The sequence below is a fragment of the Bacillus cereus group sp. BceL220 genome (assembly GCF_051776965.1).
In the GTDB taxonomy this organism is placed as follows: domain Bacteria; phylum Bacillota; class Bacilli; order Bacillales; family Bacillaceae_G; genus Bacillus_A; species Bacillus_A cereus.
This window is the reverse complement of the sequence record NZ_JBPWBC010000023.1, coordinates 12,891-37,834: the sequence shown is the minus strand read 5'-3', so window position 1 is coordinate 37,834 and position 24,944 is coordinate 12,891. Positions and strand designations below refer to the sequence as shown.

Here is a 24,944-nt window from a genome sequence, read left to right as displayed (position 1 = left end):
TCTATTCTATTTTTTAAAATATAAGAATGAGGAAAATAATAATGGAAAAGTCGTCATTTTTTTGTTTTACTAAGTAGAGACGAAACGAGTGTGGAGGCAAGCATGAAAATAAAAGAGATTATCGTTGTAGAAGGTAAAGATGATACAGTTGCGATTAAGCGTGCTGTTGATGCGGATACAATTGAAACGAACGGTTCAGCAATCGGTGATCATGTTATTGAGCAAGTTAAATTAGCGCAGCAAAAAAGGGGCGTTATTATTTTCACAGATCCAGATTATCCTGGAGAGCGTATTCGAAAAATTATTTCTGACAAGGTTCCCGGCTGTAAGCATGCCTTTTTACCGAAGGAAGAAGCGCTTGCTAAAAGGAAAAAGGGAGTTGGGATCGAACATGCTTCTAATGAGTCGATTCGCCGTGCTCTAGAGAATATACATGAAGAAATGGAAGCTTATACAAGTGAAATTAGTTGGAGTGATTTAGTCGATGCAGGCTTAGTGGGCGGAGAAATGGCAAAGAGCCGCAGAGAAAGAATGGGTAAGCTATTAAAGATTGGTTATACAAATGCAAAACAGTTACATAAACGATTACAGATGTTTCAAGTTTCAAAGGAATCATTTGGAGAAGCTTATAAGCAAGTAATACAGGAGGAAAAAAAATGAAGGATATCGCAACGCCAAATCGTACAAAAGACATTGTTGAAAAGTATGGATTTTCATTCAAAAAAAGTTTAGGACAAAACTTTTTAATTGATACAAATGTATTAAATCGTATTGTCGATCATGCAGAAATTGGTTCAGAAAGTGGTGCAATTGAAATTGGACCAGGTATCGGTGCATTAACAGAGCAATTAGCGAAGCGTGCTAAAAAAGTAGTGGCTTTTGAAATTGATCAAAGACTATTACCAATTTTAGATGAGACGTTAGCACCATATGGTAACGTTACAGTTATTAATAAAGACGTACTAAAAGCGGATGTACATGAAGTATTTAATGAGCAATTTGAAGAAGGGCAAGATGTAATGGTAGTAGCTAACTTGCCATACTATATTACAACGCCAATTTTATTTAAATTGCTTGAAGAAAAGTTACCAGTTCGTGGATTTGTTGTTATGATGCAAAAAGAAGTTGGAGATCGTTTAGCTGCTAAACCTGGAACGAAAGAGTATGGTTCTTTATCGATTGCTATTCAGTATTATACAGAAGTTGAAACAGTTATGACTGTACCGCGTACAGTGTTTGTACCACAGCCAAATGTTGATTCTGCAATTATTCGCCTTCTAAAGCGTCCGAAACCGGTTGTAGAGGTGACAGATGAAACATTCTTCTTTGAAGTAGTACGAGCAAGTTTCGCACAGCGCCGTAAAACTTTGATGAATAATTTATCAAATAATTTAAATGGTTTCCCGAAAGATAAGGAATTATTGGATCGAATTTTAACAGAAGTAGGAATTGATCCAAAGCGAAGAGGCGAAACGCTATCTATTGAAGAGTTTGCAACATTAAGTAATGCATTGGTTCTTCATAAATTATCATAAGAATATGAAAGGGACAGTTCAACTTGAACTGTCCCTTTTGTCACCTTTCTCCCTCTAAATTCATATTTTAAAAACAGGTAAGATGGCCTAATGAGTTTGGAGGTAGGAGAATGGCTTTACATGTTGGAGAATTAGTGGAACGATATTCTCATAAGAGGGATATTCTTTTTCGTATTATAGAAATAAAAGGCGAGATAGCTATATTGTTTGGAGAGGAAATTAGACTGGTGGCGGATGCGCCACTTGAAGATTTAATTAGTATAGATCAACGAGAACATAAAAAAAGGGTGAAGCGTGAGAAAGAAACAATGGAGCGCACGTATCGTTTGTTTCAACAAGATTATGTGTTAATGAAACAAAGGCATGAACATACTTCAACTGGTGGATACACAAGTGAGGTGAATTATTTTCAAATGCCGGGACGTGTATTGCATATAGATGGAGACCCTTTATATTTGCGCAAGTGCTTAGACTTATATAACAAAATTGGCGTTCCTGTACAAGGTATTCATTGTAAAGAAACGGAGATGCATGAAAAGGTAGTAGACTTAATAGATCACTTTCGCCCAGACATTCTCGTTATTACGGGGCATGATGCATATACAAAATCGAAAGGAGTGAAGGGAGATTTAGCGGCATATAGGCATTCAAGGCATTTTGTACAGGCTGTTCGAGAAGTGCGAAAAAAATATCCATCATTGGATCAACTTGTTATTTTTGCTGGGGCATGTCAATCGCACTTTGAGGCACTAATTCGTGCAGGGGCCAATTTCGCTAGTTCACCATCTAGAATTAATATTCATGCACTAGATCCTGTATATGTAGTTGGTAAAATTAGTTTTACTTCATTTATGGAGAGAGTCAATGTATGGGATGTCGTACGTAATACAATTACTGGTGAAAAGGGACTAGGTGGAATTGAAACGAGAGGGATTTTACGAACGGGATTACCTTTTCAACATTACGAAGAGTAAGCAGGGTACATATGTATCTTGCTTTTTTGTATGGAAGGATTTAAATGAATTTGGATAAAAAGAGACAAGAACGTACAGACTACGTAATGATACTTTTACAATATAGTATTTCTTCTATCTATTCAAACGCAAGATGATATTAGCTGTGAATCGAGGTTAATAATTAGGATAGATATATCGTGTTTTAAGTGTTCAATCTAAATTACAGCGAGGTGTAGCGAAGTATATGTCAAAACGTTTAGATGAAATTAAAAGCGAATTAGATCACCATCTTGGACAGCGACTTATGTTAAAAGCAAATAGTGGAAGAAGAAAAACTGTGGAGCAATCAGGTGTACTAGCAGAAACATACCGTTCTGTTTTTGTTGTACAATTGGATCAACAAGAAGATGCGTTGCAACGTGTATCTTATAGTTATGCAGATGTTTTAACAGAGACAGTAGAGTTAACATTTTATGGAGACCCTCATGATGAGGTCATTTTATAATCCGTATATCATTACATATATTTCCATAAATGAAAAGCTATATTATTTTGCATACTAACTATACCGTAGCAAAATAAGGAGGGACTCTGCATTGAGTAGACGAAGAGGTGTCATGTCAAACCAATTTAAAGAAGAGCTAGCAAAAGAGCTTGGCTTTTATGATGTTGTTCAGAAAGAAGGATGGGGCGGAATTCGTGCGAAAGATGCTGGTAACATGGTGAAACGTGCTATAGAAATTGCAGAACAGCAATTAATGAAACGAAACCAGTAGTTGTAAGATACTTTCTATGCTACGGTAGCCGAGGAGACATTCCTCGGCTTTTTGTACTCTAAAAGGTGCCATCATTTTACATAAGTAGTTTCATTCTGAATGCTTTTCGTTATAATTAGGGAAGTGTCATCGTCTTACTATAAATTTATGGTAAAATAAACGATAAAAGATTGAGTACATAGAGTGGGTGAATAGATTGAAGCTACTAGTGAAAGCACCAGCAAAGATTAATCTGTCGTTAGATGTACTGGGAAAAAGACAAGACGGATATCATGAAGTGAAAATGATTATGACAACCATTGATTTAGCAGATCGTCTAGAACTAACGGAATTAGCAGAAGACCGTATTGAAATTTTATCCCATAATCGGTATGTCCCAGACGACCAACGAAATTTAGCTTATCAGGCAGCGAAATTATTAAAAGAGAAGTTTAATGTAAAAAAAGGTGTATCTATTACTATTGAAAAAACGATTCCAGTAGCAGCTGGATTAGCAGGTGGAAGTAGTGATGCAGCAGCGACATTACGTGGTCTTAATAAATTATGGAATTTAGGGCTTACAATTGATGAGTTAGCAGAGCTTGGCGCAGAAATTGGATCAGATGTATCTTTCTGTGTATACGGCGGCACAGCAATTGCCACTGGAAGAGGAGAGAAAATTGAGCATATAAAGACTCCGCCTTCTTGTTGGGTTATTTTAGCGAAACCACATATAGGTGTATCTACTGCTGATGTGTATGGAAATTTAAAGTTAAATCGAGTTACACATCCAAATGTAGATAAAATGGTTGATGTCATAAATTCTGGAGATTATAAAGGGATTTGTGATACTGTTGGTAACGTTTTAGAAGATGTAACATTTGGAATGCATCCTGAAGTTGCACGTATTAAATCACAGATGAAGCGATTCGGAGCGGATGCTGTATTGATGAGTGGAAGTGGTCCAACTGTATTTGGACTTGTACACCATGATTCTCGAATGCATCGCATTTATAACGGATTAAAAGGATTTTGTGAACAGGTCTATGCGGTACGTTTATTAGGAGAGCGAGAAACGCTTGAATAAAGACGTATAATACGTTATGATTTGTTTAGAATATTCGTGATTTGAGGTGAGAGTATGAAAATTAGAAGAAGTACAAGATTAGTCGATATGACTTATTACTTGCTACAAAACCCTCGTCAGCTAGTATCTCTCACTTTTTTTGCTGAAAGGTATCAATCGGCTAAGTCTTCCATTAGTGAGGATTTAGTTATTATTAAGCAAACGTTTGAGCAACAAGGGGTCGGCACATTGCAAACGATACCAGGAGCAGCAGGAGGAGTGAAATATATACCGTATATAAGTGAAGAAGAGGCAGATCTAATTATTGATGAGCTTTGTGGCTTATTTGAAAACCCAGATCGTATTTTGCCTGGCGGTTACTTATACATGACAGATTTATTGAGTAATCCTCGCCATATTAATGGCGCAGGTCGTTTGTTTGCTTCTGTTTTTGCTAGGCAATCAATTGATGCGGTTATGACAGTGGCAACGAAAGGGATTCCACTTGCTTATGCAGTGGCAAATTACTTAGATGTACCAGTTGTAATTGCAAGGAAAGATAATAAGGTAACAGAAGGTCCGACTGTTAGTATTAACTATGTGTCGGGTTCTTCTAAACGAATTCAAACAATGACGTTAGCAAAACGCAGCCTTCCAGAAGGATCGAATGTTTTAATTATTGATGACTTCATGAAAGCTGGTGGAACGATTCAAGGTATGATGAGTATGTTAGAAGAGTTCAAGGCTAATGTTGTTGGTATTGGTGTATTAGTAGAATCCACAGATATTGAAGAACGACTAATTAATAATTTTGTATCATTAATTCGTCTATCGGAAGTTGATGTGAAAGAAAAAACGATTCAAGTGGAAAAAGGGAATTATTCTCTTGCACCATTTGATGAAGGGCTTGTAGAGGCTGAATAAAAGGTAGAGCAGATAGCTCTATCTTTTTTTATTTTATTTATAGATTATAAAATAGATGGACAAACTGCCTTTCGTACACTATTTTTAAAGAGTAAAATAAATAATAAAAGGGTGAAAAGTATGAAAGTTGTTCAAACAAGCAAGGCACCACAAGCGATTGGACCTTACTCACAAGGGATTATTGTAAATAATATGTTTTATAGCTCAGGACAAATTCCATTAACGAAAAATGGGGAGCTTGTAACAGGAGATGTAACAGTACAAACAGAACAAGTATTTCAAAATTTACAAGCGGTATTAGAGGAAGCGGGTGCTTCATTTGATACAGTCGTAAAAACAACAGTATTTTTAAAGGACATGGATGATTTTAATGCTGTGAATGAAGTATATAGCTCTTATTTCTCTACTCATAAACCAGCTCGATCTTGTGTGCAAGTAGCAAAATTACCGAAAGATGTTTCCGTTGAAATTGAAGTAATCGCCCTAGTTAAGTAACCTTTTGTAAGCGATAACCTCCACTAATCTCTATATTCAACTACATTAAAAATTTTTATCTTAAAAATTTTTAAAAAATTAAAGGGAAAATAGAAAATTTGTGGAATTTATACAAATATATCGCTTATTTAGAAAAGGGTGGTGAACACAAGATGGAAGTGACTGACGTAAGATTACGCCGCGTAAACACAGAAGGCCGCATGAGAGCAATTGCCTCTATTACTTTGGACCATGAATTTGTTGTTCATGATATTCGTGTAATTGATGGTAATAATGGATTATTTGTAGCAATGCCAAGTAAACGTACTCCAGATGGAGAGTTCCGTGACATTGCACATCCGATTAATTCTGGTACACGCTCTAAAATTCAAGATGCGGTTTTAACAGAGTATCATCGTTTAGGCGAGTTAGAAGAGGTTGAGTTTGAAGAAGCAGGTGCTTCGTAAAATTCGAATGAAAAGGGCTTTGACGAAAAGCCTTATAATTTTGTAGCAAACTCCTGTAAGCATTTACAGGAGTTTGTTTTTTTTTGCTTTATATTTGAAAATTTCATAATTCATTAACATAAAAAGAAGAAACTACTAATTTTTTCAAAATCATTTTAAATAGTATAGCTTATTTCTTAAAAAAGATACTAAAGAGTAAAACATCTTATAAGAATTATGGTAAAATTTAATAGTTAAAATGTGTTTCTTGAAATATATGATGATTTAGGATAATATCTTTAATGGATAAATAGGTTGCGATGGAGGGTCTATATGTCAAACAGATTTGCAGTGATTCTAGCTGCAGGTAAAGGCACACGTATGAAGTCTAAGCTATACAAAGTGCTGCATCCTGTATGTGGAAAACCTATGGTACAACACGTAGTCGATCAAGTATCTCAATTAGGATTGCAGAAACTTGTAACGGTTGTTGGGCATGGTGCTGAAATGGTACAAGAACAGCTAGGAAACGTAAGTGAGTTTGCATTACAAGCAGAACAACTTGGTACAGCACATGCTGTAGATCAAGCTGCAAGTGTACTTGCAAATGAAGAAGGAACAACTTTAGTTATTTGTGGGGATACGCCGCTAATAACTGCTGAAACGATGGAAGCATTACTTCAGCAACATAAAGAAGCGGGAGCAATGGCGACGGTGCTAACAGCGTACATAGAAGAACCTGCTGGATATGGCCGTATTGTTCGTAATGAGAATGGTCATGTTGAAAAGATTGTTGAGCATAAAGATGCAAATGAGAAAGAATTAGCTATTAAAGAAATCAATACAGGTACGTATTGTTTTGATAATAAGGCTTTATTTGCTTCACTTTCTAAAGTTTCAAATGATAACGTACAAGGTGAATATTACCTTCCAGATGTTATTGAGATTTTAAAAAATGAAGGTCATATCGTATCAGCTTATCAAACAGAGCAGTTCGATGAAACGTTAGGTGTTAACGACAGAGTCGCTCTATCGCAAGCGGAAATTATTATGAAAAACCGTATCAACCGAAAGAACATGGTAAATGGTGTTACAATTATTGATCCAAGTAACACTTATATTTCTGCTGATGCAATTATCGGTAGTGATACAGTTCTTCATCCAGGAACAATTATTGAGGGGAACACTGTAATTGGTTCTGATTGTGAAATTGGACCACATACAGTAATTCGTGATAGTGAAATTGGAGATCGTACGACAATTCGTCAATCTACTGTACATGATAGTAAACTTGGTACAGAAGTATCGGTTGGTCCATTTGCACACATCCGCCCAGATTCAGTTATTGGAGACGAAGTACGCGTTGGAAACTTCGTGGAAATCAAAAAAACTGTCTTTGGTAATAGAAGTAAAGCTTCACACTTGAGTTATATCGGGGATGCACAAGTTGGAGAAGACGTGAATCTTGGTTGTGGTTCAATTACGGTGAACTATGACGGTAAGAATAAATTCAAAACTGTGATTGGTAATGGGGTATTTATTGGATGTAATTCAAACCTTGTTGCTCCAGTAACAGTTGAAGATGGTGCTTATGTGGCAGCAGGCTCTACAATTACAGAGAATGTTCCATCAAAAGCATTATCGGTAGCACGTGCACGTCAAGTTAACAAAGAAGACTATGTTGATCAATTGCTGAATAAGAAAAAATCATAATGTGGAGGGTTAATCTAGATGTCGACTCAATATCTAAATTCTAATTTGAAAGTATTCTCTTTAAACTCTAATAAGGAACTTGCTGAGCAGATTGCAAAGCATATTGGAGTAGGACTAGGAAAATGTTCTGTTGATCGTTTTAGTGATGGAGAAGTTCAAATTAACATTGAAGAAAGTATCCGTGGTTGCGATGTATTCATTATTCAATCTACAAGCTTCCCAGTAAACGAACATATCATGGAATTACTTATTATGATCGATGCATTAAAACGTGCATCTGCGAAAACAATTAATATTGTTATTCCTTATTATGGTTATGCGCGTCAAGACCGTAAAGCGCGTTCTCGTGAACCAATTACATCGAAACTTGTAGCAAACTTGCTTGAAACAGCAGGTGCAACTCGTGTAATCACTCTAGATTTACATGCTCCACAAATTCAAGGGTTCTTTGATATCCCAATCGACCACTTAATGGGTGTACCGATTCTTTCTGATTACTTTGAAACAAAAGGTCTTAAAGATATCGTAATCGTGTCTCCTGATCATGGTGGTGTAACTCGTGCAAGAAAAATGGCAGATCGTCTAAAAGCGCCAATCGCTATTATTGATAAGCGTCGTCCTCGTCCGAACGTATCAGAGGTAATGAACATTATCGGTAATATTGAAGGCAAAACAGCGATTTTAATTGATGACATCATTGATACAGCTGGTACAATTACATTAGCAGCAAACGCTCTTGTTGAGAACGGTGCTTCTGAAGTATATGCTTGCTGTACACACCCAGTATTATCTGGCCCAGCAATTGAGCGTATTCAAAATTCAAATATTAAAGAGTTAGTTGTAACGAACTCTATCGTATTACCAGAAGAGAAGAAAATCGACAAAGTACATGAACTTTCAGTTGCTCCATTAATTGGAGAAGCAATCATTCGTGTATACGAAGAAGAATCTGTGAGTGTATTATTCAATTAATTGGATAGAATGAGACGTAACCAATTTTGGTTACGTCTTTTCGTATCGAAAAAAGAAAGTAGTGGTACAAGAATGAAATTGATAGTAGGACTTGGGAACCCAGGTAGAGAATATGAATTAACAAGGCATAATATTGGATTTATGGCCATTGATGAACTTGCGAAGCGTTGGAACATTTCTTTGAATGAACAAAAATTTAAAGGTGTATTTGGTGCAGGGTTTGTTAATGGAGAAAAGGTAATCTTATTAAAGCCGCTAACATATATGAATTTATCTGGGGAAAGTATTCGTCCACTCATGGATTATTATAAAATTGATGTTGAGGACTTCGTTGTTATGTACGACGATTTAGACATTCCTGTAGGTAAATTGCGTCTTCGCATGAAAGGTAGTGCTGGTGGACATAATGGTGTAAAGTCAACGATTTCGCACCTAGGAACACAAGAATTTCAACGTATCCGTATGGGAATCGATCGCCCGAAAAATGGAATGAAGGTAGTCGATTATGTATTAGGACGCTTTACATCTGAAGAGATTCCGGATGTTAACCATTCTATTGAAAAAGCAGCGGATGCATGTGAAGAGTGGCTAAATAAGCCTTTTCTCCAAATCATGAATACTTTCAATAGTTAAAAATGAGATTGGGAATATTTCTCTTTTGTTTTACCCATACTAGTAGTAATTGAATTTTTAGGAGGCTAGTATGGAAGGGTATTATTATTGCAGACACTGCGGAGGTAATGTAGGCTCCATTAACGCAGAAAAAGTATATAGCGACGTTTTATTTCAACTAACAGAGCAGGAAGTAGTAGAGATGATTCATTTTCATGAGAATGGAAATATATATATAAAAACAATTTGTGAATCGTGTCAAGAAACGCTCGCATCTTATCCTGAGTATTATGAGTATGAAAAATTTCTGCAATAAAATGTTGTCGCTTTGGCATGTCCAAAGCATTTTTCTGTTTTCCTTTTCCAAAATATTTGCATAAAATAGAATGACTTGCTCTTTATGTTGAGAGGAGTTTTAAAAATGATAGGCTTATTAGAGCAATTTTATAAAAATGAAGAGATACAATCGGTTATTAATGGATTAGAAGATGGGTTAAAAGAACAACTTATATCAGGGATGGCAACGTCTTCTCGTTCATTATTAATGGCGGCTTTATATAAAAAAACAAAAAAATCACAATTAATCGTTACACATAACTTATACCAAGCACAAAAAGTACATGAAGATTTAGTGGCGTTACTTGGTGAAAAAGATGTGTGGCTATATCCAGTGAATGAACTGATAGCATCGGAAATTGGGGTTGCAAGTCCAGAATTGAAGGCGCAACGTATAGAAGTGTTAAATCGCTTGGCTGCGGGAGAGAATGGAATCATTGTAGCGCCAGTGGCAGGATTGCGTAGATTTTTACCAATAAAAGAATTGTGGAAGCAAAAGCAAGTTGAAATCAATCTAGGGCAAGAGATTGATTTAGATGCGCTCTTGCATACTTTACATCATATTGGCTATGAACGTAAGTCGATGGTAGAAGCTCCAGGGGAGTTCAGTTTGCGCGGGGGAATATTAGATATTTATCCTTTAACTGAAGAACTACCATTTCGTATTGAATTTTTTGATACAGAAGTCGATTCTATTCGATTATTTGATGTGGATGAACAGCGTTCTCAAGGTAAAAAAGAAAGCGTTAGGTTTGGTCCGGCAACAGAGTTTTTATTTTCACAGGAAGAATTAAAATCAGGAATTCAGCATCTTGAAGAAGGTTTGACTAAGACGATGCAAAAACTTTCTGATGATAAACTAAAGACTACAGTGCTTGAGACGGTAAGTCATGAAATTGAGATGTTGAAAAACGGGCAAAGTATAGAACAGATGTTTAAATACTTATCTATTTTCTATAAAGAACCTGCTAGTCTGATAGATTATTTACCAGAAGATGGTGTTGTAATTTTAGATGAGATTTCCCGTATTCAAGAAACAGCATCACATCTTGAAACAGAAGAGGCGGAATGGTATATATCACTTCTTGGTGAAGGAACAATTATTCAAGATTTATCTTTCTCTCACGCATTTGAGGGGTTTCTTCATCATAAAAAAAGAAGTTTTGTATATTTAACGTTATTCTTGCGTCATATCGCACACACACATCCGCAAAATATTGTAAATGTAACATGTAAAACAATGCAAGATTTCCATGGACAGATGAATTTGTTAAAAACAGAAATTGATAGATGGAATGAAGGGCATTTTACGACTGTTGTACTTGGAACAGATGATGAACGTGTGAAGAAATTACAACATATTTTAAGTGATTATGATATTGAGGCAGATATTGTAGAAGGCACAGATATCTTATTGCCTGGAAGGCTACAAATTGCTGTAGGTGATTTACATGCAGGGTTTGAAATGCCGATGCAAAAGCTTGTTGTCATTACTGAAAAGGAGCTTTTTCATAAGAAAGTTAAAAAATCACAACGTAAACAAAAGTTATCGAATGCTGAACGTATTAAAAGTTATTCGGAATTAAAAGTTGGAGATTATGTAGTTCACGTAAATCATGGTATAGGTAAATTTTTAGGTATTGAGACATTAGAGATTAATGGTGTTCATAAAGATTATTTAAATATTAAATATCAAGGTAATGATAAGTTATACGTTCCAATTGAACAAATTGATCAAGTCCAAAAATATGTAGGGTCTGAAGGTAAGGATCCGAAAGTTTACAAATTAGGTGGAAATGATTGGAAAAAGGTTAAAACGAAAGTTGAAAAATCTGTACAAGACATTGCGGATGACCTAATTAAACTATATGCTGAGCGCGAAGCTTCAAAAGGCTATGCATATACGCCAGATACGGCAGAACAACAAGAGTTCGAATCATCTTTCCCATATCAAGAGACAGAGGATCAGTTACGTTCTATTGACGAGATTAAAAAAGATATGGAACGCGGACGCCCGATGGATAGGCTCCTTTGTGGTGATGTAGGGTATGGAAAGACGGAAGTGGCTATTCGTGCGGCATTTAAAGCAATTATGGATGAAAAACAAGTTGCAATTTTAGTACCGACAACGATTCTTGCGCAGCAACACTATGAAACAATTCGAGAGCGTTTTCAAGATTATCCAATCAATATAGGATTATTAAGTAGATTCCGTACGAGAAAACAACAAAATGAAACGATTAAGGGCTTAAAGGATGGCACAATAGATATTGTAATCGGAACACATCGTATTTTATCTAAAGATGTCACTTATAAAGATTTAGGGCTTCTTATTATTGATGAAGAACAAAGATTTGGTGTAACGCATAAAGAAAAAATTAAACAATTGAAGGCGAATGTTGACGTATTAACATTAACGGCAACTCCGATTCCGCGGACGCTTCATATGTCTATGCTTGGTGTGCGCGACTTATCTGTTATTGAGACACCGCCAGAAAATCGTTTCCCAGTCCAAACGTATGTAGTAGAGTATAATCCAGCATTAATGCGAGAGGCGATAGAGCGAGAGCTTGCAAGAGGCGGTCAAATTTACTTCCTATATAACCGTGTAGAGGATATTGAAAGAAAAGCAGATGAAATTTCGATGTTAGTTCCAGATGCTCGCGTAACGTACGCACATGGGAAAATGAACGAAAGTGAATTAGAGTCTGTTATGCTATCATTTTTAGAAGGACAGCATGATGTTCTTGTAAGTACAACAATTATTGAGACGGGTGTAGATATTCCGAACGTAAATACGTTAATTGTATTTGATGCAGATCGTATGGGGTTATCACAGTTGTACCAGCTTCGTGGGCGTGTTGGACGTTCTAATCGTGTTGCATATGCATACTTTGCCTATAAACGTGACAAAGTGCTGTCAGAAGTTGCAGAGAAGCGTCTGCAAGCAATTAAAGAGTTCACAGAACTTGGATCTGGTTTCAAAATTGCGATGAGAGATTTATCTATTCGTGGAGCAGGTAATTTGTTAGGAGCAGAACAGCATGGGTTTATTGATTCTGTCGGATTTGATCTATATTCTCAAATGTTAAAAGATGCAATTGAACAGCGAAGAGGAACAGATGGAGCTGAAAATACAGTTAATGTTGAAATTGACTTAGAGGTAGATGCATACTTACCAGATGCTTATATTTCAGATAGTAAGCAAAAAATTATGATGTATAAACAATTTAGAGGTGTTTCTGCAATTGAGGATATTGAAGAATTGCAGGAAGAAATGATCGATAGATTCGGTGATTACCCACAAGAAGTTGGTTATTTATTACAAATTGCAAATATTAAAGTGTTGGCAATGAAAGAACAAATTGAGTTAATTAAGCAAAATAAATTTGAAGTAACATTCCTGTTTTCTGAACAAGCAAGTCAAAATATTGATGGTGGAAAATTATTCATGCTCGGAAATAGTTTTGGACGTATGATCGGTCTAGGAATGGAAGGATCACAATTGAAAATTGTTATGAAAACAAATGGCTTAGAGACATCGAAGTGGTTAACAATTGCTGAAAATTTATTAAAAGGCTTACCAGATGTGAAAAAAGAAGTAATAAATGCCTAAAATAAGATAAAAAAATACAATTCGACGTGCATAGAAGAACTAATGTGTAAAATACTATGTCTAACAGTTGGTGATTTTTACATGAACAGGTAAATTCACCACTTTGATCATCAGTAGAAAGTGAGGCAGCATTAGAATGAAAGCAACTGGAATCGTACGTCGAATTGATGATTTAGGCAGGGTAGTAATCCCAAAGGAAATTCGTAGAACTTTACGTATTCGAGAAGGAGACCCACTAGAAATATTTGTTGATCGCGATGGAGAAGTAATTTTAAAGAAGTATTCTCCAATTAGTGAACTAGGTGATTTTGCAAAGGAATATGCTGAGGCTTTATATGACAGCTTAGGACATAATGTGCTTGTCTGTGACCGAGATTCTATCATCGCAGTATCAGGCGTATCGAAAAAAGAATACTTAAATAAAAGTGTTGGCGATCTAATCGAAAAAACGATGGAAGAAAGAAAGTCTGTTATTATGACGGACGAAAGTGATATTTCCATTATCGATGGTGTAACAGAAAAGGTTCATTCTTATACAGTTGGACCGATTGTTGCAAACGGAGACCCAATTGGAGCCGTCATTATTTTTTCAAAAGAAGCTATTATAAGCGAAATCGAGCATAAAGCGGTTAATACTGCTGCCAGTTTCTTAGCGAAACAAATGGAACAGTAAGGGTATATTGATTTTAGAAGTAGCAATCTTTCCTAATTATGATCTTTCTTTTTGAGAAATCAATTATTTGGAGATATATGTATATTGAATGAAGGTAGCGCTTTGCTACCTTTTTTCGTTGAATATTTTTAACGTGTAGGGACCTAGTATTACCCGTGGTGGTAAGGGATTTTGTACTTTTCTTTATGATATAATATGAGAGGTGAGAATAGAAAAAGGAGTTTTCTTGTATGGAAGCGAAGAAGTATCAAGCCTTTTGGCGTGGGGCTATTATATTAACGATTGCAAGTTTTGTTACAAAAGTATTAAGCGCTTTTTACCGTATTCCATATCAAAATATAGCAGGGGATATTGGTTTTTATATTTACCAACAAATTTACCCGTTTTATGGATTTTGTTTAATTTTAGCTACTTATGGGTTTCCTGTTATCATTTCAAAAATGGTTGCAGAACGACTAGAGTGGGGAAAACAGAGAGAAGCAGAAGAAATTATTTGTGTATCTTTTTGGTTTTTATTAGGAATTGGTTTTATAGGTTTCTTTACATTGTTTTTTGGGGCCGAAACAATCGCGATAGCTATGGGCGATATGCACTTAGATAAGTTGCTACGTGTTATTTCATTTTCGTTCTTATTGATGCCGTTTTTGTCTGTAGCAAGAGGGTATTTTCAAGGGTTCAATAATATGATGCCAACGGCTGTTTCGCAAGTAATAGAACAAACAATTCGAGTTTCTATTATTGTATTTTTATCGCTATTCCTAATTGCTCACAGATTTGATTTATATACAGTTGGTGCAGGGGCTATGTTAGGCTCAATTGCGGGTGGACTTATTGGGATTATTGTACTTATGTTGTATATGCGTCGAGATTTTCGTTCCATATTTTTTAAACGTGTAGCGAGAATTAAGGGTAAAAGGAAGATAATTAAAATCCTTTTTTGGCAGGGGTTAGCGATTTGTGTTAGTAATTTAGTGCTTATTTTTATACAGATGGCTGATTCAATGTCCTTGTACACTTTACTTATTGGTGCGGGAGAACAGACTGAAAGTGCAAAAGTATTAAAGGGTGTTTATGATAGAAGTATTCCGCTAATGCAATTAGGTACTGTTGTGACGACTTCTTTCTCGTTATCACTTATTCCAATTATTACAGCGGCGAAAGAAAGAGGAGATCTTTCCTTTATTCAAGAAAAGGTAAAGTTAGCAATGAAAATAACATTTGTTATTGGATTTGCAGCAGCTATTGGACTAACTTGTATTATTCAACCTACGAATATTATGTTGTTTGAAAATAGTGATGGATCAGATGTTTTATCTATTTTATCTTTATCTATTTTATTTAGTTCATTGTCAATTACGACGGCTTCTATTTTACAAGGGTTGGGACAAACATTTAAGCCAGCATTATTTGTTGTATTTGGAGGTTGCTTAAAGTTAGCGTTAAATTATATATTCATGCCTTATTTTGGTGTGAAAGGGGCAGCCTTAGCGACTTTATGTGCGTTAATCATAATTTCTGGACTAAATAGTTTGTTGCTTATGAGAGCTGTATCAGGGTCACTTATCAATAAGCGAAATATGTTAGGTGTAGTAATTAGTGGTATCTGTATGGGGTTTGTATTAATGATGTTCACGCGTGTGTTGCAGATGTCTGGATTAGTAATTGATACGGAACATAGAGCGAGCGCGACGCTTGAAGCGTTGTTAGGTGTAGCCATCGGCGGATTGACATATATGTTTTTTATTTTAAAATTACGTGTATTTACAAAAAAAGAATTAGGAACTGTTATGAAACAAGAGAAAAAAGAAGGTTCATTGAAGAAGAGTGGATAGAGGTGACAGGTTGTGAGTGGAATCATTACTGTTTTAGGTTTAGGTGCTGGTGAATTAGATCAGCTAACGATGGGTGTATATCGAAAAATAAAAGAAGCAGATCATCTGTTTGTTAGAACGAAGGAACATCCAGTTATAGAAGAATTGGAGAAAGAAGGCATACAATATACGGCTTTTGATGCTGTATATGAAGCACATGATACGTTTGAAATTGTATATGAAACAATTGCGAATAAATTGCTAGAACAAGCTGAAGGTACAGAAATTATCTATGCGGTTCCGGGGCATCCACTTGTAGCAGAAAGAACAGTTCAGCTATTGTTGGAAAAAGGAGACGTTTCAAATGTTGAAGTGCGAATTGAGGGTGGACAAAGTTTCCTTGATCCTATGTTTGCAAGCCTAAAAATTGATCCGATTGAAGGATTTCAATTACTTGATGCTACATCATTTGAAAGAGGGCAATTAGAATTACGTCAACATTTAATCTTTTGCCAAGTATATGATGCATTCGTTGCATCTGATGTGAAATTAACATTAATGGAGATGTTGCCAGATGATTATGAAGTGTATATCGTAACAGCTGCAGGAACTTCATTTGAACAAGTAAAGAAGGTACCGTTGTACATGTTAGATCATGAAACGGAATTGAATAATTTAACAAGTGTGTACGTGCCACCTGTTCAGGAGCGTGCGTCCTTGTATCAACAGTTTGATGTTCTTAGAGAAATTATTGCAGACCTGCGTGGTCCAAATGGTTGTCCGTGGGATAAAAAGCAAACGCATCAATCATTAAAGAAATATTTAATTGAGGAAGCTTATGAGGTGTTGGAAGCAATTGATGAAGAGGATGATGATCACTTAGTAGAAGAATTAGGTGATATATTATTACAAGTTATGCTTCATGCTCAAATCGGAGAAGATGAAGGTTGGTTCTCTATAGATGATATCATTCGAACTCTATCTGAAAAAATGGTTCGTCGTCATCCACATGTATTTGGAAATACGGATGTAAACAATGCTGATGAAGTGATTGCCAATTGGGAAGAAATTAAAAAACAAGAAAAAGGATTCGTGAAAGAATCTGTTTTAAATGGCGTTCCTAAAAGTTTGCCGCAGTTACTACGCGCCTTTGAAATTCAGAAGAAAGCTGGTAAGGTTGGATTTGATTGGGTTGATGTGCAGCCGATGATAGAGAAAGCTTTGGAAGAATGGCAAGAGTTCCAACAAGAAGTTACAAACATGGATGAGGAAAAGATGCTAGGTGAGTTTGGTGATTTACTATTTGCATTTGTTAATATAGCCCGTCATTACAAAATAGATCCAGAAGAGGCGTTACGTTCAACTAATGAGAAATTTACTGGTCGTTTTTTATACATGGAGGCAAAAGTAGCTGAAATGAATAAAGAGATGGAAGATTTATCATTAGAACAGTTAGATGTTTTATGGGAAGAAGCGAAACAAACAGAGCGTTAATAGGGGGATTTGATATGCGTCTAGATAAGTTTTTAAAAGTGTCACGTTTAATTAAAAGAAGAACATTAGCGAAAGAAGTAGCTGATCAAGGAAGAATATCTATTAATGGTCAAGTGGCAAAAGCGAGTTCTGATGTGAAAGTAGCTGATGAATTAACAATTCGTTTTGGTCAAAAAATAGTGACTGTAAAAATAAATGAATTGAAAGAAACAACTAAAAAAGAAGATGCAGCAAATATGTATAGCTTAGTTCGTGAAGAAAAAGTAAAAGCGGAAGAAGGCTTGTTCTAAAATCATGTATCCCCTCATACATTACTATTAGCTAGTAAAAACCTATGGGGGGATTTACGTGAATAATGGTTACTCACCTACGTCTTCTAATCAACAAAATGTTTCTGTAGAACATGACATTATTATGCGTGGCAGGCGTATAATTGATATTACCGGTGTGAAGCAGGTAGAGAGTTTTGATAGCGAAGAGTTTTTGCTAGAGACCGTAATGGGTTTTTTAACGATTCGTGGTCAAAATTTACAAATGAAAAATTTAGATGTAGAAAAAGGTATTGTGTCGATTAAAGGGAAAGTTAATGAGATGCTGTATATTGATGAAAATCAAGGGGAAAAAACTAAAGGTTTCTTTAGTAAGTTGTTTAAATGAGTCTAACAATTCAGTTGTATACAATGCTTTCAATGATTGGAATGGGTGCTTGGATTGGAGCGTCTTTAGATACATATCAACGTTTTTTAAAGCGCCAAGAACGTAAACGTTGGCTTGTATTTATACAAGATATATTATTTTGGATTGTCCAAGCATTATTCGTCTTTTATGTATTGCTTCTCGTAAATGAAGCTGAACTACGTATATATGTGTTTTTGGCATTGTTATGTGGTTTTGCGGCATATCAAAGCTTACTGAAAGCACTATACATGAAGCTGTTAAATTTTCTCATCTATATTTTTATGCAAACAACATATTTTTTTGTTCGAATTATACAGCTACTCATGATAAAACCTGTTATTATTATAGCGCAGCTATTTATTGCATTTATATTATTCTTATTTCGTATACTGCTTTCAATTGGACATGTGTTATGGAAAATTGTGATTTGGATATTACTTTTCATATGGAAAGTTTTTTTCTGGCCTGTTCGATTTATTGCTTCGCTCATATGGAAACTTCTCCCTAATCGTGTTAAACTTTTTATAGTGAAACATATAGGGTTCCTGCAATATATAGCAAAATTGAAGGGACATATCTTCCAAATATGGGAGCGTATAAAAAAGAAGTTAGGGGGACCTCGGAAATGAGGGAACTGAGACAAAGAACAATCGAAAAACAGAGTCCAAATCCTGTTAAAGAGCATATAATACAAACGGATGAGAACAGGAAGCGACTTTATCGCCGTTTAGCGGTTTTTCTTGTCTTTACTTTTACAATTATTGCGAGTATTAGTGTAACGTTTTATCAACAAAACAGTTCCATTAAAGCAAAAGAAGCAAAAGTTAAGGACATGAAAAAAGAACTGGATTCATTAACGAATAAAGAAAAAAGTCTAAAAGACGAAGTTCAAAAGTTAAATGATGAAGAGTACGTATTAAAGATTGCTAGAAGGGATTATTTCTTCTCTGGTAAAGGGGAGATAATTTTTCCTGTTTCGAAGTAGAGTATGTCTTATTGACACTATATTTTAGGATTATATATAATAAAGTAAAATTTGACTTTTTAACCACTAAGGAGGAGCATTTTTTTTATGTCAATCGAGGTAGGCAGCAAGTTACAGGGTAAAGTAACAGGTATTACAAATTTTGGGGCTTTTGTGGAGCTGCCAGAAGGCTTAACTGGTCTTGTTCATATTAGTGAAGTTGCTGATAACTATGTAAAAGATATTAACGATCACTTAAAAGTGGGCGACCAAGTAGAAGTAAAAGTTATTAATGTTGAAAAAGATGGAAAGATTGGTTTATCTATCAAAAAAGCGAAAGAACGTGAAAAAACAGAAGGAGATCGTCCACGTGGTGAATACCAACGCGGTGGTGATCAACAACGTTCTGGACGTCCACAACGTAATAATCGCTCTTTCAACAGAGATAATCGTGGTGGCGGTAACGACCGAGCTCCAAAAGAAACATTTGAGCAAAAGATGGCGCGCTTCTTAAAGGATAGCGAAGATCGTTTAACTTCTTTAAAGCGTAACACAGAGTCTAAACGTGGTGGCCGTGGCGCACGTCGCGGATAATAAGGCCGTTTAGTTTTTAACATATAGAGAGGTACCCAGAGTGATGGCTCAGGGTGCTTTTTTATATGTGAAAATATATTTTAAAAAAGTTTTCAAGATGTGTTGACTTTAAATAATATCTGATGTAAGATACTAATTGTCCGTTAAATACGACGACATGGCGGTGTAGCTCAGCTGGCTAGAGCGTACGGTTCATACCCGTGAGGTCGGGGGTTCGATCCCCTCCGCCGCTATATTTATTTTAACGGCCCGTTGGTCAAGTGGTTAAGACACCGCCCTTTCACGGCGGTAACACGGGTTCGAATCCCGTACGGGTCATCTAAAAAGATCATGCAAATTTGCATGATCTTTTTTTGTTAAATGGATTAAGACATACAACACTTCTACAAAATCACCCTATATTTTCTGAATATTTAATTAAAAAATCAAGGATAACTTACATACCGTGTATATCTGTAGAGTTATTTCGAATAAAAAGTCGAACGATTATAAAAGTGAAAACTGTTGTTTTGACAAAAATCCCAACAATCATCTTTTATAATGACAGTAATTAAACTATGCAGGTGGTGTTAAAAATATGCCTAAAGCAGGAAGGAATACTATGAATACAAGTGCATTGGCAATGAATGAGAGTCAGCTTGGAGGAATAAAGTGGACGAGTAAGTTGCGAATGAAATTCGAACAAGTTTTCTTTAGATGGGGATTTATTATTGTTGTTATTGGTTTTCTTTTGGGAAGAGCATATATATTAACAAATATTTTACCGTTTGCACTACCGTTTTTTGCTGCTGTTTATGTTATGAAGCGGGATAAGATGCCGCTAGCATTTTTAGCTCTAATGGGAGGAGCTCTTTCAGTCTCGATAGATAATTTGTTTTTTACTTTTGCATCTATCTTTACTTTCTTCATTTATAATATCTTCTTTAGTAGATTTACACGTAAAACCGTTGGACTTGTTCCATTTCAAGTATTTATCTCCGCATTAACCGCACACTTAGTTGTTGTATATTTTGCGCAACAAACTGTCACCATGTACGATTTACTCGTTAGTACCATTGAGGCTGGGCTTAGTTTCGTATTAACTATGATATTTTTACAAAGTGTCCCGCTTTTAGTGGAAAGGAAAGGAAAGCAACAGGCGTTAGAGACGGAAGAAATTGTTTGTTTGATTATATTACTAGCATCTGTTTTAACGGGTACAACAGATTGGTTTGTATATGATGCTTCTATTCAACATATTTTTACAAGGTATTTAGTACTAGTATTTGCATTTATTGCGGGTGCTGCTACAGGATCTACAGTGGGGGTCGTAACAGGATTGATATTAAGTTTAGCAAATGTGTCTAGTTTGTCTCAGCTTAGCCTTCTCGCTTTTTCTGGATTACTTGGTGGGTTGTTAAAAGAAGGGAAGCGTTTAGGTGTTAGTTTAGGTTTATTAATAGGGACAAGCTTAATTACATTATATGTAGACAAGCAGACAAATATTGTAACAACTTTAATTGAGTCAGGTGTAGCGATTGCTATCTTCTTATTAACGCCAAAGCTTGTTTTGGATCGTATTGCTAAATTTATGCCAGGTACACAAGAGCATTCGCAAGATCAACAACAATATTTAAGAAGGATGCGTGATGTTACAGCGAACAAAATCAACCAATTCGCAAATGTATTTGCTGCTTTATCTAATAGTTTTTCTGTATATGGGTATGTAGAGGAAGAAGATAAAGAGACAGAAGCAGATTTGTTTTTGAGTACAATTACTGCGAAAACATGTCAAACGTGCTTTAAAAAGGATCAATGCTGGGTAGTGAATTTCGATAAAACGTACGATTATATGAAACAAATAATGAATGAAACGGAAGAAGGAACCCTGCAACATAATCGTAAATTAGTTCGTGAGTGGGATAAGCATTGTGTGAGAGGGAAAAAAGTGACGGATTTAGTAGCGGGTGAATTAGATCACTTCTATGAGGGGCAAAAATTGCGAAAACAAATGAAGGAAAATCGTAGAATAGTAGCGGAGCAACTATTAGGTGTATCAAAGGTTATGGAAGATTTTGCTAAGGAGATACAACGAGAGCGTGAAAATCATCAAGTGCAGGAAGAGCAGATTATGCAAGCGTTCCGTGATTTTGGTGTCGAAGTAGAGCATGTTGATATTTATTGTTTAGATAGAGGAAGTATTGATATTGAAATGTTGATTCCAGTTGCATCTAATGAACATGGTGAATGTGAAAAGTTAGTTGCACCGATGCTTTCGGATATCCTTAAAGAAAATATTGTCGTTAAACATGAAGAAAAGTCTTCTTATCCGAATGGCCACAGTTTAATATCATTTGGTTCGGCGAAGACGTATTCTCTTGATACAGGATTGGCTACAGCCGCAAAAGGCGGTGGGTTTGTTTCGGGTGACTCTTATGCGATGATGGATTTAAGTGTTGGTAAATACGCACTTGCGATTAGTGATGGTATGGGTAATGGGCAAAGAGCTCATATGGAAAGTAAGGAAACGGTGAAATTATTACAAAAAATACTCCAATCGGGTATTGATGAAGAAATAGCTATTAAGTCTATCAATTCAATTCTTTCTTTGAGAACGACAGAAGAGATGTTTACAACATTAGATTTAGCTATGGTAGATTTGCGGGATGCGAGTGCTAGGTTTTTAAAGATTGGATCAACCCCGAGTTTTGTTAAACGCGCGAATAATATTTTGAAAATTGAAGCAAGTAATTTGCCGATGGGAATCATCGAAGATGTTGAAGTTGATGTGGTGGGTGAACAATTAAAAACGGGCGATATCCTTATTATGATGAGCGATGGGATTTTTGAGGGCGCGCAGCATGTAGAGAATCATGAATTATGGATGAAGCGGAAAATTAAAGAATTGCAAACCGAAGACCCGCAAGAAATTGCTGATATCATTATGGAAGAAGTGATTCGCTCTTGTGATGGTTATATAAATGATGATATGACTATTGTGGTGGCAAAAGTGAAGAAAAATATGCCGAAGTGGGCTACGATTCCGATTGTAGGAATGCAGGCGCAGTAAAATATAAGTGGAATGTTTATCTATAATTTGATTTTAAAAACCTAGGTGAATACCTAGGTTTTTTTGTGGGAAAAGGTAATGTTATTGATTTTATGAATATACACGGAGGATGTAAGATAAAAATGTAATTTTTGTATATCTTTTTTTTGCACAATGTTTGTAAAAGTTGTACCATTATAGACAAGGTAACTAACGTTGCTGTTCTTGTTTAATGAAAGGTGATTGCGAAGTTGAAAGATACATTTGTTGAAAAAGTAGATGACTTTGTAAAGCAGCATGATGTATTAAAGAATGATTCAACAATTGTTGTGGGAGTTTCTGGTGGTCCTGACTCGTTAGCCCTTTTATATTATTTATTAGAAAAAAGAGCGGAAAAACAGTTGGAAATTGTAGTAGCTCATGTAGATCATATGTTTAGAGGTGATGAATCTCATGAGGATTTACAGTTTGTGCAGGACCTTTGTGAAGAACTAGGAATTATTTGTGAAACGATAAGGATTAATGTATCACAATATCAACAGCAATACGGAATGAATGCACAGGTTGCTGCTAGAGAATGCAGATATGCATTTTTGGAAAGAATAATGAAGAAATATGATGCAAGATATGTTGCTCTTGGACATCATGGAGATGATCAAGTCGAGACAATTTTAATGCGTCTTGTAAGAGGGAGTACTCCGAAAGGATATGCAGGAATTGCAGTGAAGCGTCCTTTTCATAATGGATATTTAATTAGGCCGTTACTTGGGGTAACGAAGGAAGAAATTGTTGATTACTGTAATAAGCTAAATTTAATTCCACGTATAGATCCGAGTAATAAAAAGGAAGTATATACAAGGAATCGATTACGTAAATATGTCCTTCCTCACTTAAAAGAAGAAAATCCACAAATGCATGAGAAATTCCAAAAATTTAGCGTGCAGATGCAAGAGGATGAGGCTTATTTGCAGGAATTAGCTTTTGAGAAAATGAATAAAGTAATTACAAAAAAAAGTGATAAACAAATTAGCTTATCAATTCCTGCCTTTGAATCCATGTCTATGCCTTTACAAAGAAGAGGGATTCAACTAATATTAAACTATCTTTATGAATATAAGATTCCATCTTCTCTTTCTTCTATACATATTGACAAGGTGATTGAGTTTTTTAAGCGGACACAACCTTCAGGTTCACTTGATTTTCCAGGTGATTTGAAAATTGTTCGCACATACGAGGAGTGTAGCTTTAGATTTAAACAAGAAATTGTCTCTCCTTTTTTGCAAGATTTATCAGTACCCGGGACCATTACACTATTGAACGGGGATGAATTTGTAACAGAGGTGAGCGAAGATATACCAAGTAACATGAATGAAACAGTATTTGTTGCTAAGTATAATGATATATCATATCCACTTCGTATTCGTTCTAGGGAAAATGGAGATCGCATGTCAATACAAGGTATGGATGGCACGAAAAAGATAAAAGCTATTTTTATCGAAGCGAAAGTACCAAAAGAAAAAAGAGAAGAATGGCCGGTCGTTTGTGATGCAAGTGGGAACATTATTTGGGTACCCTTGTTGAAGCGATCTGCATTTGCAATTTCGAAAGAGATGGCAAAGAAGGGTAAATATATGATTATTCACTACAAAAGCAAGGAGTCTTCCGGGAGGATAATGAAATGATGAATCAAGATATCGAAAAAGTATTAATTTCTGAAGAACAAATACAAGAAAAGGTGCGCGAACTAGGTGCAGTTATTGCAGAGGATTATAAAAACACAGTACCTCTTGCAATTGGTGTATTAAAAGGCGCAATGCCATTTATGGCAGATTTATTAAAGAGAACAGATACATATCTTGAAATGGATTTTATGGCTGTATCTAGTTATGGTCACTCTACAGTTTCAACAGGCGAAGTGAAAATTTTAAAAGATCTTGATACTTCTGTAGAAGGTCGCGATATTTTAATCGTCGAAGATATTATTGATAGTGGTCTTACACTAAGCTACTTAGTAGACTTATTCAAATATCGTAAAGCGAAGTCTGTAAAAATTGTTACATTATTAGATAAGCCAACAGGCCGTAAGGTTGATCTGAAAGCGGATTATGTTGGATTTACTGTTCCACATGAATTTGTAGTAGGATATGGATTAGATTATAAAGAGCAGTACCGTAATCTTCCTTATGTAGGCGTATTAAAACCAAGCGTTTACTCAAATTAATTAAATACAGGCTTTACAATTGTATAGGAAAGTTTTTCTATGTTACGATTTACTATAGTGTTTATGCCGTGAGAGG

25 protein-coding genes and 2 tRNA genes are annotated in these 24,944 nt (G+C 35.7%); all 27 read left to right on the top strand.

What is annotated here, in order from left to right:
* Nucleotides 1-102 precede the first annotated feature (102 nt).
* Complete coding sequence (gene rnmV / locus ACS2FK_RS28525; RefSeq protein WP_000692837.1) at nt 103-660, top strand: ribonuclease M5; 558 nt, start codon at nt 103-105, stop codon at nt 658-660.
* Nucleotides 657-1,535: a 16S rRNA (adenine(1518)-N(6)/adenine(1519)-N(6))-dimethyltransferase RsmA gene (gene rsmA, locus ACS2FK_RS28520; RefSeq protein WP_000651548.1), complete on the top strand. Its 879-nt coding sequence runs from the start codon at nt 657-659 to the stop codon at nt 1,533-1,535. The genes rnmV and rsmA overlap by 4 nt, the downstream gene beginning before the upstream one ends.
* Before the next feature lie 110 nt (nt 1,536-1,645).
* Nucleotides 1,646-2,509: a sporulation peptidase YabG gene (gene yabG / locus ACS2FK_RS28515; RefSeq protein ID WP_001173734.1), complete on the top strand. Its 864-nt coding sequence runs from the start codon at nt 1,646-1,648 to the stop codon at nt 2,507-2,509.
* A gap of 226 nt (nt 2,510-2,735) precedes the next feature.
* The gene (gene veg, locus ACS2FK_RS28510; RefSeq protein ID WP_000044346.1) at nt 2,736-2,996 is read left to right on the top strand and encodes a biofilm formation stimulator Veg; all 261 of its coding nucleotides are present in this window, start codon (nt 2,736-2,738) and stop codon (nt 2,994-2,996) included.
* A gap of 91 nt (nt 2,997-3,087) precedes the next feature.
* Nucleotides 3,088-3,267, top strand: a complete 180-nt coding sequence (gene sspF, locus ACS2FK_RS28505) for an acid-soluble spore protein SspF (protein ID WP_002094215.1) — start codon at nt 3,088-3,090, stop codon at nt 3,265-3,267.
* 196 nt (nt 3,268-3,463) lie between these two features.
* A complete protein-coding gene (gene ispE / locus ACS2FK_RS28500) occupies nt 3,464-4,333 on the top strand; it encodes a 4-(cytidine 5'-diphospho)-2-C-methyl-D-erythritol kinase (RefSeq protein ID WP_000772104.1) in 870 nt (289 codons plus the stop codon).
* Nucleotides 4,334-4,387: 54 nt separating this feature from the next.
* Nucleotides 4,388-5,236, top strand: a complete 849-nt coding sequence (gene purR / locus ACS2FK_RS28495) for a pur operon repressor (protein ID WP_000702467.1) — start codon at nt 4,388-4,390, stop codon at nt 5,234-5,236.
* Between the two features lie 120 nt (nt 5,237-5,356).
* Nucleotides 5,357-5,731, top strand: a complete 375-nt coding sequence (locus tag ACS2FK_RS28490; RefSeq protein ID WP_000869824.1) for a RidA family protein — start codon at nt 5,357-5,359, stop codon at nt 5,729-5,731.
* 152 nt (nt 5,732-5,883) lie between these two features.
* Nucleotides 5,884-6,177 (top strand): septation regulator SpoVG, encoded by a 294-nt coding sequence (spoVG, locus tag ACS2FK_RS28485; protein WP_000454041.1) that lies wholly within the window; start codon nt 5,884-5,886, stop codon nt 6,175-6,177.
* 312 nt (nt 6,178-6,489) lie between these two features.
* Complete coding sequence (gene glmU / locus ACS2FK_RS28480) at nt 6,490-7,869, top strand: bifunctional UDP-N-acetylglucosamine diphosphorylase/glucosamine-1-phosphate N-acetyltransferase GlmU (RefSeq protein WP_000071039.1); 1,380 nt, start codon at nt 6,490-6,492, stop codon at nt 7,867-7,869.
* An 18-nt stretch (nt 7,870-7,887) separates the two neighbouring features.
* Complete coding sequence (locus tag ACS2FK_RS28475; RefSeq protein ID WP_000107420.1) at nt 7,888-8,841, top strand: ribose-phosphate diphosphokinase; 954 nt, start codon at nt 7,888-7,890, stop codon at nt 8,839-8,841.
* 72 nt (nt 8,842-8,913) lie between these two features.
* On the top strand, nt 8,914-9,474 hold the full coding sequence (pth, locus tag ACS2FK_RS28470; protein ID WP_000767702.1) for an aminoacyl-tRNA hydrolase: 561 nt from the start codon (nt 8,914-8,916) through the stop codon (nt 9,472-9,474).
* Between the two features lie 70 nt (nt 9,475-9,544).
* Nucleotides 9,545-9,769 (top strand): anti-sigma-F factor Fin family protein, encoded by a 225-nt coding sequence (locus tag ACS2FK_RS28465; RefSeq protein WP_000399438.1) that lies wholly within the window; start codon nt 9,545-9,547, stop codon nt 9,767-9,769.
* A 105-nt stretch (nt 9,770-9,874) separates the two neighbouring features.
* Nucleotides 9,875-13,405, top strand: coding sequence for a transcription-repair coupling factor (mfd, locus tag ACS2FK_RS28460; protein WP_000579684.1), 3,531 nt, complete (start codon nt 9,875-9,877; stop codon nt 13,403-13,405).
* 136 nt (nt 13,406-13,541) lie between these two features.
* Complete coding sequence (spoVT, locus tag ACS2FK_RS28455) at nt 13,542-14,078, top strand: stage V sporulation protein T (protein ID WP_000648306.1); 537 nt, start codon at nt 13,542-13,544, stop codon at nt 14,076-14,078.
* Between the two features lie 230 nt (nt 14,079-14,308).
* The gene (locus ACS2FK_RS28450) at nt 14,309-15,910 is read left to right on the top strand and encodes a putative polysaccharide biosynthesis protein (RefSeq protein WP_063546185.1); all 1,602 of its coding nucleotides are present in this window, start codon (nt 14,309-14,311) and stop codon (nt 15,908-15,910) included.
* A 12-nt stretch (nt 15,911-15,922) separates the two neighbouring features.
* A complete protein-coding gene (mazG, locus tag ACS2FK_RS28445) occupies nt 15,923-17,383 on the top strand; it encodes a nucleoside triphosphate pyrophosphohydrolase (protein ID WP_000014278.1) in 1,461 nt (486 codons plus the stop codon).
* 14 nt (nt 17,384-17,397) lie between these two features.
* Complete coding sequence (locus ACS2FK_RS28440) at nt 17,398-17,673, top strand: RNA-binding S4 domain-containing protein (protein ID WP_001234876.1); 276 nt, start codon at nt 17,398-17,400, stop codon at nt 17,671-17,673.
* Nucleotides 17,674-17,731: 58 nt separating this feature from the next.
* Entirely contained in the window at nt 17,732-18,040 is a 309-nt protein-coding gene (gene yabP, locus ACS2FK_RS28435) for a sporulation protein YabP (RefSeq protein ID WP_001059104.1), read from the top strand.
* Nucleotides 18,037-18,690: a spore cortex biosynthesis protein YabQ gene (gene yabQ, locus ACS2FK_RS28430; RefSeq protein WP_000059781.1), complete on the top strand. Its 654-nt coding sequence runs from the start codon at nt 18,037-18,039 to the stop codon at nt 18,688-18,690. The genes yabP and yabQ overlap by 4 nt, the downstream gene beginning before the upstream one ends.
* A complete protein-coding gene (divIC, locus tag ACS2FK_RS28425) occupies nt 18,687-19,046 on the top strand; it encodes a cell division protein DivIC (protein WP_001208739.1) in 360 nt (119 codons plus the stop codon). The genes yabQ and divIC overlap by 4 nt, the downstream gene beginning before the upstream one ends.
* Nucleotides 19,047-19,133: 87 nt before the next feature.
* On the top strand, nt 19,134-19,619 hold the full coding sequence (locus ACS2FK_RS28420; RefSeq protein WP_000021451.1) for a S1 domain-containing RNA-binding protein: 486 nt from the start codon (nt 19,134-19,136) through the stop codon (nt 19,617-19,619).
* A gap of 159 nt (nt 19,620-19,778) precedes the next feature.
* Nucleotides 19,779-19,852, top strand: a tRNA-Met gene (locus tag ACS2FK_RS28415).
* 13 nt (nt 19,853-19,865) lie between these two features.
* A tRNA-Glu gene (locus tag ACS2FK_RS28410) sits at nt 19,866-19,937 on the top strand.
* Nucleotides 19,938-20,196: 259 nt separating this feature from the next.
* The gene (gene spoIIE / locus ACS2FK_RS28405; RefSeq protein ID WP_001123550.1) at nt 20,197-22,668 is read left to right on the top strand and encodes a stage II sporulation protein E; all 2,472 of its coding nucleotides are present in this window, start codon (nt 20,197-20,199) and stop codon (nt 22,666-22,668) included.
* Nucleotides 22,669-22,898: 230 nt separating this feature from the next.
* Complete coding sequence (tilS, locus tag ACS2FK_RS28400) at nt 22,899-24,329, top strand: tRNA lysidine(34) synthetase TilS (RefSeq protein ID WP_000655457.1); 1,431 nt, start codon at nt 22,899-22,901, stop codon at nt 24,327-24,329.
* A complete protein-coding gene (hpt, locus tag ACS2FK_RS28395) occupies nt 24,326-24,868 on the top strand; it encodes a hypoxanthine phosphoribosyltransferase (RefSeq protein WP_000981846.1) in 543 nt (180 codons plus the stop codon). Before tilS ends, hpt begins: the two co-directional genes overlap by 4 nt.
* The last annotated feature ends 76 nt before the right edge of the window (nt 24,869-24,944 follow it).